The following is a 17253-nucleotide window of genomic DNA, read 5'->3' as shown; positions in this document are numbered from 1 at the left end:
ACAATCGAACTAGATTAAGTGTAAATTTGTTCTTGCTTTGTTTAGGTTTTGGTAAATGTAGCTATGACTTCTCTCACCCCTCGTAACCGTGAAATTCTGAAATGGATTCAGAATTTTGTTAGTGATGAGAATTACTTTCCTACTTATCGAGAGATTCAAGATGGATTCAAGTTTAAGTCCATTAGTCCAGTTCAACATCACATCAAAACGTTAATAAAAGCAGGGCTGATTGAAGGAAATCCTAAAAAAGCAAGAACTCTGAAGCTTTCCGAGGAACAACCAGATGGTATTCCTATCGAAGGAACAATTGCAGCTGGTAGCTTTGTCGATTTTTTTCCTAAAGATACACAGAGAGAATTTATTCCATCTGACTTATTTTCACCACAATCTCAAGGCATGAAGCGTTTTGCTTTGCGTGTTAAAGGTGACAGTATGATTAATGCGCATATTCTGGATAACGATATTGTTATTCTGGATCAGCCTGAAAACCCTAAAGAGCTTAAGGATATGACAATCGTTGCCGCTCGCATCAAAGGAGAGGATCAAACCACGCTTAAACGCTGGCAAAGAAAAGGCAAGCAGGTTGAACTCATTCCAGAAAATCCAAAATACGAAACCATGAAATATCCAATTAAGGAGGTTCTGATAGAAGGGGTATATGTTGGAGTAATAAGGGACATGATTTAGGCAATCAGCAATGCCAGCTAAGCTATCTGACCATCCCTGGAAAATCCAGTACGCTAGCGACTCCGGCAATCCTGTCGCTGACTTCTACATACCCGCCCTCGAACGCGCCACCCAATACGATCGCAAGTCCGGCTTTTTCAACAGCTCCATCCTCAGCCAGGTAGCCGGTGGCCTGGGAGCCATGCTCCACAACTCCGGCCCCCAGCAAGGCCAAATGCGCCTAATCATGGGTTGCCAGCTCAGCAAAGCCGACCTTGCCGCCATCCAACAAGGCTATGCCCTCAGAGATGCCGTCGCCGCCAACCTAGACGCCAGCCTGACACCGCCCAAAAACTTTGCCCAGCTCAAACGCCTCGAAATCCTCAGCTGGCTAATCCAGGCAGGCCATTTAGACATCCGCATCGCCATTCCCCTCAAACGCGATGGCCTACCCCTCGACCCAGACGAAGCAGTCGATACCAACCACATCTACCACGAGAAAGTTTGCATCTTCACCGATACCGCTGGTAACCAACTAGCCACCAGCGGTTCCAACAACGAATCCAGCAGCGGCTGGAACTACAACATCGAATCATTCCATGTATTTTGCTCCTGGGAAGGACCACGGGACCTAGCACGGGTACAAGAAGAAGTCGTGCGATTTGAAGAACTGTGGAACAACATCACCCCTAACGTGCGTGTATTCGAAGTCCCCGACGCCGTCAAACGCAAGCTATTGCGCTACGCGCCACCCCAAAAACCCACCTGGCAGCCCCAGGACGAATTTAATAACCGTCCCCTCAATCCCCAGGGAAAACAACGGATAGACAAGTCTCAGCCCGACGACACCCAGCCTTCGGAAGACGGCAACAACGACGATGAACCATCGTCTGACTCAAACGGAACTGTCAACGAACAAGAACAATTCGCCATCATTGCCCATATCCACCAGCATCCTGGCTGTCTTGCCGCTTGCCTGGACTCCATTCCCATTAATCCCTGGCCCCACCAGCTCAAAATTCTTAGGCGGGCAGCAGCAGAGTTTCCCCGTAGTTTCCTAATCGCTGACGAAGTGGGCCTGGGCAAAACCATCGAAACCGGCCTGATCCTGCGTTATCTGCTGGTTTCCCAAAAAGCAAAACGGATCTTGGTATTGGCCCCCGCCAGTGTGCAACCCCAATGGCACGAAGAACTACGCGAAAAGTTCAACCTCCATTTCTGGAGCTACACCAAAGGCGAATTTAAAGACCCCTATGGCCAAACCCAACCACCCCTGGCCAACCCTTGGAATACAAAAAATCTAGTACTCGCCTCTAGTCACCTGGTCCGTCGCCAGGAACGTATGGACGAACTACTGGAAGCCCAGCCCTGGGATCTGGTGGTTCTAGACGAAGCCCACCATGCCCGCCGAAAGTCTCCCCAGGCCAGAAAAGATACCCCCAACCGCCTGCTGGAATTGCTGGGTCGTCTGCGAAACCGCACCCGCGCCCTGATTTTGCTCTCGGCCACACCGATGCAAATTGACCCTATCGAAGTGTTTGATCTACTCCATGTGTTAGGCCTGGAGGGTCATTGGGCCTATGGCGATCAGTTTTGTGAGTACTTTGCCTCCCTATCGCTCCATCCCACCGGGCAACTACTGAAATTTTGGCAGACCATGTCTGAGGACTACTTTAACCAAGGCGGTACCCTCTGCCCCCGGCTTCAGGACCACCTACGACAACAGAACCGCATGCTGGCCAGCCAGGTGGAAGATGTGTGGAAAGGCCGCATTCAACTGGTCAATGAACGTCGCTACCTGCAAGATGAAGACTTTATCAATACCTCGCGACAGTTCTTAGCTACCCATACACCGCTAAAGGACATGATGTTTCGCCATACGCGAGACACCCTGCGACAGTATTATCGCCTGGGCCTGCTGGATAGAGATGTCCCCCACCGACAGGTGATCGACCATGCCATTACCCTGGAGCCCGACCGCGAAGCTGACCTGTACCGCCAGGTCAGCGACTATGTACGTCACTTTTATCGCCTGGCTCAGCAAGAACAGCGTCGAGCCTTGGGCTTTTTGATGACCCTTTATCGTAAACGGCTCACCAGCTCCTTTTACGCCATGGAGCAATCCCTCAGGCGACGGCTAGAAGCACTATTAGACCAGTCCGGCAGCGGTCTTACTGACGATGACCTGACAGAACTAGACGATGCCGATGATGCCATCATCGAAGGGCTGGAATCTTACATGGAGCCTGTGGACCCGAGGGAGATTGAGTACCTGGAGTCGGTGTTGCAACAGTTTGAAAATACCGGAGAAGATAGCAAACTGGCTTATCTAATCGATCTGCTGCGCCTGGAATTTATCGAACGAGAAAGTGTAATTGTCTTCACCCAGTACACCGACACCATGGACTTTCTCAAAGAGATTATGTTCAAAACCTATGGCTCCCAGGTGGCCTGTTACTCAGGTCGTGGTGGAGAACTATGGCGCGATCAGCAATGGACCACCGTTCGCAAAGAAGAGATCAAAACCCGTTTCCGAGACGGTGAAATTAAGATCCTCCTCTGTACCGAGTCCGCCAGTGAGGGCCTCAACCTGCAAACCTGCGGTGTATTAATCAACTATGATATGCCCTGGAACCCAATGCGGGTGGAGCAGCGCATTGGCCGTATCGACCGCATTGGCCAAAACTACCCCGACGTTAGAATCCATAACTTCTACTACGACGGCACCGTCGAGGCGAAGGTTTATAGTAGATTGCGCGATCGTATTGATGCCTTTGCATCAGTAGTCGGTAACCTCCAGCCTATTTTGGCCCAGGTGCCCACATTTATCGAACAGGCCACCATGAGCGTAGACCCAGAAGAAGAAGACGTACTGCTAGCCAACTTTGATAATGTTTTAGACACCCCACCCCTGCGGCCTGACTTGGAAGACATGGTGCGTATGGATGTAGAAGCAGACGTGAGAGAGTTGCAAGCTCCCATGCCACCGGCACCTGTGACCAGTGCCGAAATTGAGACACTATTTACCCATTCGCAACATCTGCAAAATCGGGGTGTTTTATTCCAGCAATTGGAACCTAGCATTTATGAGCTGACCTGGCAGGAAAAAACATACAAGGTAACGTTTGATCCGACTATCTTCGATGACAACCCATCCTTACGTTTAATGGCGTGGGGTGAACCTCTGTTTGATCAACTTTTGCAAAGCCTGTGACACTGAACTTGAATTGGCACATTAGCTCAAGACTGGCTAACTATATTTTGACATAGCTTTAAATTGACGACACTTAATTTGTCACTTTTGATTACAACCCTAAATCAGGAAGGCGACACTTAATTTGTCACTTTTCAGGAAGGCGACACTTAATTTGTCACTAAAAAATGGGATTGAAAGTATGATAAAAGCCTAAAAATCGTTTATGGTTACCTGTATATAAAGGTTTCAGCCCGACGACACTAATTAGTCCCGACGACAGTTAATTAGTCACTGTACACCTGAAACCCCTGATATAAGGTAAATCTGAGCGAAAAGGAAACTCTTCTGGAGAGTCCTAAGTTGCATCAGATTCGATAGATTTGCACCAAAAACGTAAGATATTGGTGCAAGATTGGTGCAAAAAATATGGCAGTCCGGTCTAAAGCAAAAGCAGGTACCGTGGTCATTCTGGAGCGCAACGGGCGTTTATCTTTGCGCTGGTCGTGGCAGGGAAAACGGTACCAATTCAGTTTGGGCCTAATTGACGAGTCCATTGGGCGGGCTGCAGCGGAGATGAAAGCCCGGCAAATCGAGATGGATATGGCCACCGGGCACTTTGACCCCAGCCTGGTGAAATATAAGAACGATACAGGCAGGGCCTCACGTGAACTGACTGGTCAGTTGCTACTGGCGGAGTTTGCCAAGTCCAAAGCCAAGCTGGTGGCCGCTAAAACTCTGGAAAAGTATCAGCATGTTGAGAAAAAGCTAGCCAAATTTGCCAGCACCAAACTGGCTGCTGACTACACTGAGCGCACAACTATATTATTTCGGGATTATCTGTTGACTCAGATTTCTCCCATTAGTGCAGCGGAATACTTTTCAGTGATCAATGCTGCCTGGGAGTGGGGCATTGCGGCAGGACTGCTCAAGGAAAATCCATGGAAGACAATGATTTCGGCATTTAAGGTGCCACCCATTGAGTCGCCCCAACCCTTTACCCTGGATGAAATCCGAGCCATTATCAGCACCATGGATGAGTCCAGGGCCTATCGGTACTATACGCCCCTGATTCGTTTTCTCTTTGGTACGGGTTGTCGTACGGGGGAAGCCCTTGGTTTGCGGTGGGGCGTAATCGCAGAGGATATTTCCCAGATTTGGATTGGGGAGAGTTATAAACGAGACAGTGCGCGGGGTGCTACCAAAATGCACAAGGCTCGCACTATATACCCTTCCGAAAAAATGCAGAGTCTCTTGTTGGATATTCGTCCCAATCATTATGACCAGACTACTTTAGTTTTTCCGGCACCGAGAACGGGAGGCTATATTAACGACAACAACTTGAGTAAGCGGGTGTGGACTCGCACACTACAACGGGCAGGTGTTCCTCACCGTAAGCTATATAACACTCGTTCCACATTTATTTCCCATGCTTTGGCCAGTGGGGCCACTCCGGCAAAAGTTGCCGAAATTGTTGGCGACCGGGTAGAAACCATCTACCGGCATTATGTTGGCAACAGCGATGGTTCTAAAACTCTGCCAGATATTGGCATCTGAATCTTTTTTACATTCAGAACGTGAGATTTGAATCAAGAAAAAATAGGTTTTAATTTAGACGTAATCTAAGCACGCAATTTTTGATCATAACGGGCATAGGCTTCAACCGCTCTGATGTGGAGTTCTGGCTTACCGCGATTGAGCTGCCAGTCTTTAATCAGGGTTAGATTATAAACTGTTTTGCCAGGGCTGGGCTTGGTGTAGTGGAGGTCTTTTTGCCAGAAACGGTGATAGTTTCTCACCGAGTTGGGTTGGACTCCCAAAATCTTGGCAACATTTTCTTTGCCACCGATGGGATAAGGATCAGCAGACTTACCATCTAATCGCTCACAGAGGGTATCTACTTGATCCGTGAGATAGGCTACCCGTTGTTCCAGATGCTGATTACGATCCAGCACCTGATTCAATTGCACTGAAATCTGCTGCAACAGTTCTGTAGTGTTGTTCAGCATGATCCGTTTTCCTAAAACGAAACGCTTTTAGTTCTGACAAGATGAGCCTCAATAGAATCATCATATTCAAAACAAGAAAGCATGGCTGAACCAATGCTGATTTAGAAATATTACTTAACTTAGTTTGTGATTGAATATTTCATATAGGCGGATCGTCAACTTTTTCAACCTATATGCCTTAACTCAAGTAGCCTTAGGTTCTTGGTTTTGAAGGAGCCTACCGAAACCGTCAGCATAAAGCAACTAAGTGAGGGCGCGCTAACCAATACTGCTTGGTCAATTGATCAGCATAGCTCTCAAAACTGCCGATTTAATTGAACGTCAGCCCTTATTAGACGACAATTACTCGAACAAAGAATTGATATCATCGCATCCTGGTAAGGTAACCCAAAGGTGGGGTGAGAAACTATGCTGCAGGACCCTCAGCTTCCCAAGCTGAATGTCGTGGGTTCGAGTCCCATCATCCGCTTTTTTAAGAAAGGCCCTGAAATTAATCGATTTCAGGGCCTTTCAGCTTTTGAGCCTTCGTTTTTTATAGCCTTAAAATACATACTTTAGGACATGTGTTGAGTCATTTTAGGCCAATTTAGACCTATTATTGGGGTAAATTGGGGTAAGAATTTACCCCAATTCTAAGGTTTTGCCATGGCTGCGACTCGGACAAAGCAGAAGGCTTCCAAAGGTACTGTACGTATCAAAACCTCTAATGATCGTCTGCAGTTGGTCTTTAGCCATGAGGGTAAACGACATTATTTGAGTCTAGGTTTGCCAGATACGAAGCTCAATCGACGAGCTGCGGAAGCAAAGGCAAAGCTAATTGAAGCGGATATTGCTTTTGAGAAGTTTGACCCTACGCTGGCGAAGTACCGATCTGAGCCAGAAGTGGAAGAAATTCCGGAAGAAGACGAGGTAGACTTACTCACTTTATGGACACAATTTGTGGAGTTTAAGCGGCCCCAGTGTTCGCCGAATACTATGCGGCAAACCTATGGTCCCTATACCAACCATGTAAAACGGTTTCCTACCCATGAGTTGGCAAGGGCTAATGAGATTCGTGATTATATTTTGTTAAATCTGCCACTGGATGCGGGGAAGCGGTTGATCAATCGTCTTGCTGCCTGTTGTGAATGGGCTGTGGACTCAAAACAGATTGATGACAATCCTTTCCAGGGAATGGCATCCAAAATAAAAATGCCTAAGGCAACTGTCAAGAAAGGGCTGCATGATATTAACCCTTTCTCATTGTCGGAACGAGATGCCATCCTTAAGGCAATTGAGAAGGATCAATTTTGTCCAGCGGCATCAAGTCGTAAGCATAGTTACTATGGACCGTTGGTTAAATTCCTTTTTGCGACTGGGTGCCGTCCATCGGAAGCGGTGGCCCTTACCTGGCAAAATGTGGCAGCAGACTGTAAGCAAGTTACTTTTGCCCAGGCACTGATTAATACGGATAGTGGCAAAGAGATTCGATTAGGGTTAAAGACTCAGGAACAACGGTCATTTCCATGTAATCGATCTTTGAAAAAACTGTTGAAGGCACTTAAATCTCAGGAGAGTTTATCGAGGACTTTGGTGTTTCCATCACCTGCTGGCAAGATGATCGATACGAACAACTTCAGAAATCGAGTATGGAAAAGGATCTTGGATGGCCTCGGAATTGAATACCGAAAGCTTTACCAGACTCGTCATACATTTATTACCCATGCGCTAGAAGCTGGGATGGATGCGAAAGATGTGGCTCGGCTGGTGGGTAATTCTCCAGAGGTCATTTATAGACACTATGCTGGTAAGCGTCGCAAACTAGAAGTCCCCGAATTTTGATTCCAGGAATGTATCATTGTGACAGCATTAATAATTCAACTTCCTGAGGAAGATTAATAGTTAAGGGACTTAGTATAGCTACAGAGGTTGAAGATCCTTATTTTCCTGAGTAGAAAGCCTAGCCAACTGACAGATCAACTAATATGAGGATGGAATTTTAAGTCAGAATAATTGAGATCCTTTGCCTGGGAACTGAGTCCATGCCCCGTGCCGTGATATTAACAGCCCTACCAGTTGAATACTTGGCTGTACGTGAGCATTTGAAGAAGCCACAGAAAAAAAAGTACTCCCAGGGGATGCTTTGCGAGCGGGGCGAGTTTACTAATTGGGATGTAAGCATTGTTGAGATTGGCAAAGGCAATGCAAATGCAGCGGCTGAAACAGAGCGAGCCATTAATTACTTTAGGCCTGATGTTCTCTTTTTTGTTGGTATTGCAGGTGGCATAAAAGAAGATGTCAGAATTGGCGATGTAGTAGCGACAACCAAAGTTTATGAATATGAAGCTAGTAAGGTAGGCACTCAACTTGCTACTCGCCCTGATGTATATAACTCTACTAAGGCCGTTGTACAATGGGCCAGCTCAGAAGCTAGGGAAGGCGAATGGATAAGACGGATTCATAATTACAATGAAAATTGTAATCCCCAAGCATTTATAGATCCGCTTGCATCTGGAGAAAAGGTAGTAGCGTCTAGAGATTCGGAGCTGTTTCAGTTTTTGAGAAGCAGTTATAACGATGCGATCGCAGTTGATATGGAAAGCTTTGGTTTTCTTAAAGCTGCTTTTGCCTATCCTGAAATTCAAACGATTGTGATTCGTGGGATCTCTGACCTAATTCAGGATAAAAATGCTGATGATCCAATTGAAGGAAGCGAAGAGGAGCGCCAGGAAAGAGCGTCTCGTCATGCTAGTGCCTTTGCCTTTCAGATATTGGCTAAGATTAATGTTAGAAGGCGACAGAGTCTTTTAGCGTCAGTGTTGTGGGGAGCAGGTATTTGTGCTCTACTAATCATGGGGCCTCGCTGGCTGGGGATATTGCAAGCAATTGAATTAGCAGCCTATGACCATTTTATGAAGCTGCCTCCCTATGAGAAGGTTGATGAACGCATAGCAATTGTAGGGGTCCAGCGTTCAGAATTACCAGAGCTATACACGTCAAATGATTTCACAAAAGAAATCTCAGACCTAAAGCTAACAGAGATTCTAGCTTATTTACTTACATTGAAGAATGATATTGATAAGCATGCCATTATAGGGGTTGATGTTATTCGAGATAAGCCCCATCCTGAGCCAGAGAGTAATGGCGCACTTCAAGGAGAACATTATTCTCAGCTGAAAAGTTTGATAACAAAGCAAGGTAAGCAGGTTATTTCAACCTGCCGTCGTTTTGGCGAAGATAAAACAGCGGTAGGGGCTGAGGTAATCTCTAATGAGGTCGGATTCCATGATCTTATTCGTGATACCCGGCAAGGAAATACTCCTTCTGTGCGTCGTCAATTTCTCAAGGTTGAGTCTTCTCCTGAATTAGCAGGCTCCTCGTCTGCCTTGGGCTGCGATATAGAAGAGTCTTTTAGCTATAAAATGGCTTTAAGATTTCTGAGTGAGACTAAAACACTAACAAAATCACAGGAAGAGAACTGGAATAAAGCGTTAATTGATGATTATGGACGTATAAAAATAAAAAATACGACTTTTGAGCCAGTATGGCCCAGGACAGGAGGCTTTCAAGGTATTTCTGCCGGAGGTTATCAGATTTTACTCAACTATCGGAATCCTGGCATTAACAATAATCAAGCATTCAATACCGTTAATGCAACCAATATTCTTAAGTGTCCTGCCGAAAATAAAGGCTGTGGGTTAGATGATAAAGAACGTAAGAGTTTAGAGAATGCCTCGATTATTCTAATAGGGTATATGGGCAAGGAATCTCGCGATGAGCATGTGACGCCCATTGGGAGTTTGCATGGTGTAGAGGTCCATGCTCATATGATTAGCTATATTTTGGGTACAGTAATTTCAGATAAGTATTCTATTGCGAGACTAAGGGTTTTGCCAGCATTGATCGAAGCGATTAGTATTGTTGTAGCTGGCTTAAGTGGAGGTCTGATTGTATGGGTTTGCTCTAATTACAATTACTCATGGTTTCGCATACCTAACTCCACGGCTGCCATTGCTATCGCAGTTCCTAGTATTGTAGTTGTAGCATTTGGAGTCAGTTGGATTGCTTTTTCATTTGGATTATGGTTACCCTTTGCATCATTAAGTCTGGGTTTTTCATGCTCAAGCTTAGGGGTGGTATTGGTTAAGAAAGTTTTAAAGAAGTGGTGAGTGAGTTGTGAGAGCTATTATTCAATCCTGCTGGTTAAAAGTGGTTGCCTTATTATTACTTATGGGTTTGAGTTTAGGTGGTATGCCATCAAGCGCAGCGGCACTCTCCGTTTCAGGGCAGGAACTATTAGTAGCTCCTGCATTGAAACAAAATTTAGATAGCTCTAGTCCATTCGCTTCAACTATCGATATCCACCATATTCCTCAAGTTTTGGCCTGGTTTTGGATCTTTAGAAGCCCCAAAAGTGATACAGGAGAACTACCTGAAACCACTTCAGGCGGAACTCGTGGGAAATGTAATGCTCTCAGTCAGAAGCTGACAGCCATTGTTCCTCCTTTGGAAAAGCCAATCGTAGACAGTGAAGGGCATTCTAAACAGTCAAAGGCTTTATTTGGTTCAACTGCTGATGCATCTCCTAAACTCTGGTTCTACATTCCCCGGTTACCGGCAGATGTTGAGGGCGCAGAACTGATGCTCCAGGTTCGACAAGATAACGAAAAGAATAGGGATGCTATAGCTCAGCCTATTTTTATCGAGAATATTCCCAGGGAGTCTGGGATCTTTGGTCTGGACCTTGATACTCTAGACGGCTCAGGAATAGCTCTAGCTCCAGAAAAGCTTTATAGCTGGTATTTTTCTTTAGTTTGTTATCCTGAGCGCCCCTCTAGAAACCCAAGTGCGACCGGTTGGATCAAGTATGAACCCTACGATCAGCGCAGCGGGTTAGATACTTTGAGCAATCGACAGCGTATTGAGAAATATATCAATGATGGGCTATGGCATGATGCCTTAACTCTAGCGGCAAAATTGCATTGTCAGTCAGATGCAACTGGTGTTAACAACGCAGACTGGACTGACCTTCTAAAGAGCATCGGACTTGAGGATGATGTAGCTCAGGCAGATATTCTGCAATGTTCTGGCCTTTTCTAACGCCAGTCGCCTACTAAAATATAGGGTGCCCACCTGGATGGATTAAGGTAGCCCTCACGAATAAGCTTGACTTGTGCTGTTTGAAGTGCTTTTGCTGCAGATATCTCTGGATTGAGCAATTCGCTGTAAAACGTATCCATCAGTTGAGATGTGGATAGATCATGAATGCTCCACAGGCTGGCTAACGTGCTTCTAGCTCCTGATTGAACAGCAAGTCCCGCAATGCCTAATACTTCACGATTGTCCCCTGTAGCTGTTTCACAGGCACTGAGCACTAGTAAGTCAATAGGTGTCTGATTTCGTGTCTTGAGGAGGGTGTCAAAACTATTGAGGTCTATTGGTTTAACCTTAATTGCCTGGTCAGCTGATTGTGTTGAACTATCTGGATCGGCTGCCAATAGAAAGGTTTCATCTCTGGTAAAGCCAAATTCTCCATGAGTGGCTAAATGTACGATGTTGTAAGCTGCAGAACTCATTTTATCTTGCACATCTCCTGGAGTGAACGCTTGATCAAGAAAAGAGAGTGTGTCTTTAATGTTCTTGTTAATAGATTCAATTTCATTTTGTACGTAGACCAGTGGACCAAAGAAATCCTCACCACTTTCAGATGTGTCAGATGAAGGACTGGGGTCTTTTGATAGACCAGCAGCTAAGACACGCAATGAATTTTCTGGGGAGGTAACAGGCAGCTGGAGATCACCAAAGGTTACGGAGATGGCATATTTCTCGATCAGAAACTTATCCATTTGCTGGTCATATAAGGCTGCCATCGGCACATTTCGAAAGGCACCATCCAGCACGAACACCAGGGTATCGATTGACTTTAACCAACCCTGATCTTCGGCAGGACGGATGAGCCAGTCGTAAATTTGTGCGGCTAGGGGTTCGCCCCGCGTAGTGGAGAAATAAGGTTGCTCCAGTTCTTTACGGAACTGCTCTAGTTTTTCCTGGGTGATTGACACATTGGTATTAGTGCTAGATGCTTTGGAACTATTTGCTGAAATACTCTGTGAAGGGTAGTACCGTTTTATGGTTTGGTCCGGTAGCTGAAGCAATACTTCAAGCCGATCAGTGTCAGATGTATCTGGCAAGATAATCGGATAAATAATGGCTGTTTTTTTGTCTGTTTCGGCGACTTGCTGAATGGTGGCTCGTTGAATATTGTCATCGGGTTCGATCAGTCCACAGGCAAGAAAACTGGCTAGTTCAGCGACCCGCAGGTCATCAATTACTTTCTGAGCCTGAATTAATTGGGCAGGATCACTTTTGACGCTGCTATCTTCTTTGGGGAGCAGTAAGCTGATGTATTCTCGGTAAAGGGGTTCAATCTGATCGCGAAAATTGAACTGAATGTCTGACTCAACATATAGCAAATCTTTTCGTACTTCTTGCACATGCTGAAATGCATCGCTATAGTACTTCAGCACATTGCCTTGATTTTTCTGTTGTTTTTGTTGCTGTTGTTTTTGTTCGATCCGGCCTAACTGCCATTCCCACTGATAGGCAAGATTGGGCTGATGGCGGGTTAATGTCAGGGCAGCTTCAGTGAATCGTTGAGCATCCCCATAGGTTTGTTTTTTGATGTTTCCTTCTTGCTCATACAGGTGACCTAAATAACCTAGGGAGTAGGATTCAGCAATGGGATCATTAAGTGCTTGAGCCTGATTTCTTGCAGTGGCTAATAGGTCATAAATTTCCTGCTTTGAGCTTTGTAGCTCAGCAGGACAAGCTGTTGCGCATGTGTCCATGAGCAAACGTGCCAGTCTCATGTGGATAAAGGCTGATGGACGCCCCAGTTGTAGTTTCTCTAAGTCAGCGATTAGTGAGCTTTTCACAGATTGGGCGTCGATCCATTTTCCTTGATGGAGTAAGATGTCGAGCTGATTGAGCTGTGCACGAAGTTGGATAATTAAGGGGGCTGTACTGGGAATGGTTTGATAAATGTCTAGTACTTGCTCATATTGGTCTCTGGCTTTGTTTGTATCGTCTTCTTGTTTGGTGCGTCTGGCTAAGGTTTCTTGTTGTTGAGCACTGGCCTGTAGGGTTTTGCCTAAACTCAACTGGGTCTTTGCTAGCTCTGTAGGAACTTGCAAAGTATTAGCCAGGTCCAGGCTGGCTTCCAGGGATTTTCTGGAGGCTTTCAAGTCTCCGATTAGGCGCTGGGTTTCTCCCAAACTGCGTTTTAGGGCAATTTTTAAGGGGGAATCGACCTGTTCTGCTAAAAGTGCTTCTACTTGATCTAAACGGTTTTGTGACTCTAGGAAAAAGCCCAGACTACGCAGGGCAAAGGTTTGGTTTATCAAGCTTTTGATAATACCTTCAGGATAATCAGCTTGTGTGTAAATTTCGGTGGCTTGCTCCCAAGTTTTGAGGGCTTGTTTGGTTTGTCCCTGGGCCAGGTATAGACTGCCTTGGGTGTTAAGGGCCTGGCCGTATATTCGTAAGCCCTGGAAGGAAAGCTCTGGTGTTGATTGGAGTAGTTGGAGGCTGGTGGTGATGGCTGTTTCGGCTTCTGGCCATTGGTTTAGTTGGTGATGGGCCAATGCCAGGTTGCTGAGGGCTATGGCTTGGTTGAGGGGATCGTTTTGGTTGGCAAAGTATCTTTCAGCCTGTGACCAGGTGTTAACAGCTTCGGTGAATTGTTGGGCTGTGTAGTGTTCTCGGCCTTGTTGTAAGAGTTGTTGTGGGACTGATTGGGCCAGAAGCTGCTGGGTTTCTGATGGTTGACTTGGAGGGGCTGTCGAAACTGCTGCGGTTGCTGGGGTTAGAAAACTTACCGAATTCCATCCATATAGTCCTAATAGGACTGTTAGTAGTGCCGTGGTTAGGGCCATCAACAGGCGGCGAAGAGGTTTACTAAATTGTTTGTATGGATGGAAGTTCATGGTTGGCTATGTTTAAAGAGGGCAAATTTAGAGGGGTTAATTTAGGACTGCGCATGATATAGAGGGTTGCCAGGCTCTTTCTGTAACTAGAAAGACATCTCCTGTTTCGGTGACTATAGCCTCTTGGGCGTCAGTTAATACATTAGAATATATTTTTTGGGTAGGAAGTGATGTTAATGAAGACGATACTTCAGACTGAACTATACTTGCTCCCAAGTCATCGAGTGGTGTTTCTTCGCTAGTAATATCTACTGGTCTAATGGGGTATCCTCCGCGTCCAGTAATGATAAAATCACCAGTCGAGTTATCGTTAATGACTGTGTTTCCAGCATTGCAGCCACGAATAATCTGGTTAGTAGGGTCTGCTAAATCAACGGAAAATTCAACGAAATCGTCCTCGATCGATTCGACAAAGACAGTTGAAGTTATAGCGATTCCAGAGCTGCCACGAATGTCATTTGTTTGGTTCTCTCGTGGTTGAGCTGCAGGTTCGAACTCCAATGTTATATTGAAGTTCCAAATTCCATCGTCTCCTTCATCAATAAAAACACCTCCTCCAATCCCTTCTGAAGCGTTAGCTAAAATATCATTATTTTCATTGAAGCCAGAAAATAACAAATTAGTTGAGATATTAATATTGCCGTCAGAATCTGATTCAATACTAATCAAGCTGCCTCTACGCATAATGATGCGGTTGCTAATGATATTAATGTCGCCACCCTTTTCTGTACTATTTTCTGTACTATAGACTGATATTTCTCCACTATCAAGTTTAAGCAGAGAAGAGAAAATATCAATACCTCCACTACTAACACTACTAATAATGTTACCTTCATTGGCTAGGGTGAGGTTGTTCGTATCGATGAGAATATCTCCACCATTGCTGTCACTAGTCGAATTCACTTGACTAGTGATGCCAGAGCCAATACCTTCCACCAGAATATGGTCAGCAGCATTGATTCTCACATCTCCAGAAGTTCCATTGCCGTCAGTAGAGGTGTTAATGTTGCCTCCATTGACTAGGGTGAGGTTGTTCGTATCGATAAAAATGTCTCCACTACTACTATTACTAATTGAATTCACTTGACTAGTGATACTAGAGCCAATACCTTCCACCAGAATATGGTCAGCAGCATTGATTCTCACATCTCCAGAAGTTCCATTGTCGTCAGTAGAGGTATTTATGTTGCCTCCATTGGCTAAAATGAGGTTGTTTGTATCGATGAGAATGTCTCCACCATTACTATTACTAGTTGAATTCAATTGACTAGTGATACTAGAGCCAATACCTTCCACCACAATATTATCGGCAGCAGAGATGAGAACGTCCCCAGAACTTCCATTGCCGTCGATAAACAACCTTACCCTGCCGCCATTGGCTAGGGTAAGGTTGTTTGTATCGATGAGAATATCTCCACTATTAGCATTACTAGTTGAGTTCACCTGACTAGTGATGCTAGAGCCAATACCTTCCACCACAATATTATCGGCAGCAGAGATGAGAACGTCCCCAGAACTTCCATTGCCGTCAGTAGAGGTATTTATGTTGCCTCCATTGGCTAGAATGAGGTTGTTTGTATCGATGAGAATATCTCCACTATTAGCATTACTAGTTGAGTTCACCTGACTAGTGATGCTAGAGTCAGTACCTTCCACCACAATATTATCAACTGCAAAAATGATAGCGTCTCCTGATGCCCCATTGCCGTCGGCAGAGATATTAATGTTGCCTCCATTGGCTAGGGTGAGGTTGTTCGTCTCAATACGAATATCGCCTGTATTCAGGGTGGTTAAAGGTTGTGAATTTACAGTGACTTCCCCTCCATAGATATTAACGAAACCGCTTTCTATTTGTGGGGTTGCCAACAAAGTCAAGCCTCCTCCTCCTGATTGTTTAAGGGAAGCATTATCTACCTCAATAATTGAAGCTATCAGATATAAGTCATTGTCACTTAAGGAATTATCAACATCGTCAACAATTCGAATCATATCGGTAGCTTCTAGAACTAAGTCGTTGTTAAACAGCAATGCCACTAAAGTCTCAGGTGTCAGATGACTATTTTGTTCTAGATTTTCTGTAGCTTCGTAGAAGAAATCAGCTAGCACTGGATCCCCTTGTGCTAACGTGGTAAATCCAGATGGAGCTGTGTTTGAGATGATGATGTTGATAGGATCGAGCAGCAGTTGACCAGCCTGGCCATTCAGTGCTTGGGTATTAACATCACCTTCAAGGGCTAAGTACTCTCCACCTGATACTTCAACTATTCCTCCATTTCCTCTTTGCGGTCCCCCTTGGGCACTGATATTACCCGCAAAGTAGGCAGCCTCATCTGCCCAAACAACAACTCGACCTCCATCCCCAATTTGTAATGCATCTGCATTGATCACCACATCGGAATCTATGAAAGTACGTTCTGCATTAGGGACTTTTCCCTGTCCTTTATAGTCACCACCAATCAAAATGATTCCACCACCATTAGCACCGGAGACGTCGATAGTGGCCTGGTTAATCAATCCTATCCGATTACCAAGCAAATGGACTGTTCCATTCCGTGCTACAAGAGAGCCGCTAATGAGGACTGTATTCCCAAATAAAGTAAGGTTTTGTTCTGTTCCGACGGTCAAATTGCCGTTACTAGTAATATTGCCCTGGGGTTGGTCACTAAACTGTACTCCCAACGGCACACTCATTGTCAAAATCGATGCCCCTTGAGGATTTACCGCACTAAACGCACTACCATCAGTAAACTCAACCGTGCCTGCTGTACTTGCAGTAAATGCCCCACGAATATCTAGCTGAGCATTGGGGCCAAAAGTAATGCCATTTGGATTCAGCAGAAATAGATCAGCTGTGCCATCCACACCCAATAGGCCATCAATGTCAGAGCCATTAGTTCCAGTGACCCGACTGAGAATCGTCTCAATACTTTCTGGGTTTACAAAGTAGACTGTCTGCCCAGTGTCTATATTGAAATCTTGAAAGCTATGGAATAGATTGCCTCCACGGATAGCCCCGCCATCAATGCGATCAGTCTCGTTAGCCTTAATGACGATAGAGCTTTCATTCCCCAATGTGTCATCTGGAATAATCTGCGCAAGCAATACATCATCACCAAACGATGATGCGTGGGTAACGGTAGCTACTTGGCCAATGGCAAAGATTAAACCAAACTGAAACCAATAGGCGTATGAACGAGTCATGGGGCAATGACAATTAGTTATGCCAATAATATCAACGTTTTTAACACCATCATCCTGACTCAAGCTTTTTTATAGACCCTGGTCGCTATAAAGTTTGCCCTAAAGCGGTACATGATGCAGAGGGCTGCCAATCCCCGTCAGCAATTAGAACTGTAGTTTAGACAAAATCTGTTGCTAACCCATGAAGCATCTTGCCCAATCCAACATGAGGGTTGAGCGT

Annotated in this window: 9 protein-coding genes; 6 read left to right on the top strand and 3 right to left on the bottom strand. The window is 45.3% G+C overall.

What is annotated here, in order from left to right:
• The first annotated feature begins 63 nt into the window (after positions 1-63).
• The 3 genes from lexA to IXB28_RS16320 all read left to right on the top strand — a co-directional run bounded on the left by lexA (position 64) and on the right by IXB28_RS16320 (position 5416).
• Positions 64-687 carry a transcriptional repressor LexA gene (gene lexA / locus IXB28_RS16330; RefSeq protein ID WP_215619680.1) on the top strand — a complete coding sequence of 208 codons (624 nt, stop codon included), beginning with the start codon at positions 64-66 and terminating at the stop codon, positions 685-687.
• Between the two features lie 10 nt (positions 688-697).
• A complete protein-coding gene (locus IXB28_RS16325) occupies positions 698-3880 on the top strand; it encodes a helicase-related protein (RefSeq protein ID WP_215619679.1) in 3183 nt (1060 codons plus the stop codon).
• A 408-nt stretch (positions 3881-4288) separates the two neighbouring features.
• Positions 4289-5416, top strand: coding sequence for a tyrosine-type recombinase/integrase (locus tag IXB28_RS16320; protein WP_215619678.1), 1128 nt, complete (start codon positions 4289-4291; stop codon positions 5414-5416).
• Between the two features lie 65 nt (positions 5417-5481).
• Here the strand turns inward: IXB28_RS16320 and IXB28_RS16315 are convergent, their stop codons facing one another.
• Positions 5482-5868, bottom strand: coding sequence for a hypothetical protein (locus IXB28_RS16315; RefSeq protein WP_215619677.1), 387 nt, complete (start codon positions 5866-5868; stop codon positions 5482-5484).
• Positions 5869-6513: 645 nt separating this feature from the next.
• Between IXB28_RS16315 and IXB28_RS16310 the strand changes: the two genes are divergently transcribed.
• From IXB28_RS16310 to IXB28_RS16300, 3 genes are all read left to right on the top strand, one after another.
• On the top strand, positions 6514-7689 hold the full coding sequence (locus IXB28_RS16310; RefSeq protein WP_215619676.1) for a site-specific integrase: 1176 nt from the start codon (positions 6514-6516) through the stop codon (positions 7687-7689).
• A gap of 200 nt (positions 7690-7889) precedes the next feature.
• Positions 7890-10016, top strand: a complete 2127-nt coding sequence (locus IXB28_RS16305; RefSeq protein WP_215619675.1) for a CHASE2 domain-containing protein — start codon at positions 7890-7892, stop codon at positions 10014-10016.
• 7 nt (positions 10017-10023) lie between these two features.
• Positions 10024-10947 carry a DUF928 domain-containing protein gene (locus IXB28_RS16300; protein ID WP_215619674.1) on the top strand — a complete coding sequence of 308 codons (924 nt, stop codon included), beginning with the start codon at positions 10024-10026 and terminating at the stop codon, positions 10945-10947.
• Here the strand turns inward: IXB28_RS16300 and IXB28_RS16295 are convergent.
• Both IXB28_RS16295 and IXB28_RS16290 read right to left on the bottom strand, forming a co-directional pair.
• On the bottom strand, positions 10944-13781 hold the full coding sequence (locus IXB28_RS16295) for a CHAT domain-containing protein (RefSeq protein WP_215619673.1): 2838 nt from the start codon (positions 13779-13781) through the stop codon (positions 10944-10946). The two genes, IXB28_RS16300 and IXB28_RS16295, sit on opposite strands and share 4 nt — an antisense overlap.
• Positions 13782-13868: 87 nt before the next feature.
• The gene (locus tag IXB28_RS16290; RefSeq protein ID WP_215619672.1) at positions 13869-17096 is read right to left on the bottom strand and encodes a two-partner secretion domain-containing protein; all 3228 of its coding nucleotides are present in this window, start codon (positions 17094-17096) and stop codon (positions 13869-13871) included.
• Positions 17097-17253: the final 157 nt, after the last annotated feature.

Origin of the sequence: Leptothoe kymatousa TAU-MAC 1615, assembly GCF_018739865.1 — a bacterium.
Taxonomy (GTDB): Bacteria; Cyanobacteriota; Cyanobacteriia; order Phormidesmidales; family Phormidesmidaceae; genus Leptothoe; species Leptothoe kymatousa.
This window is presented reverse-complemented; position numbering and strand designations above follow the sequence as displayed.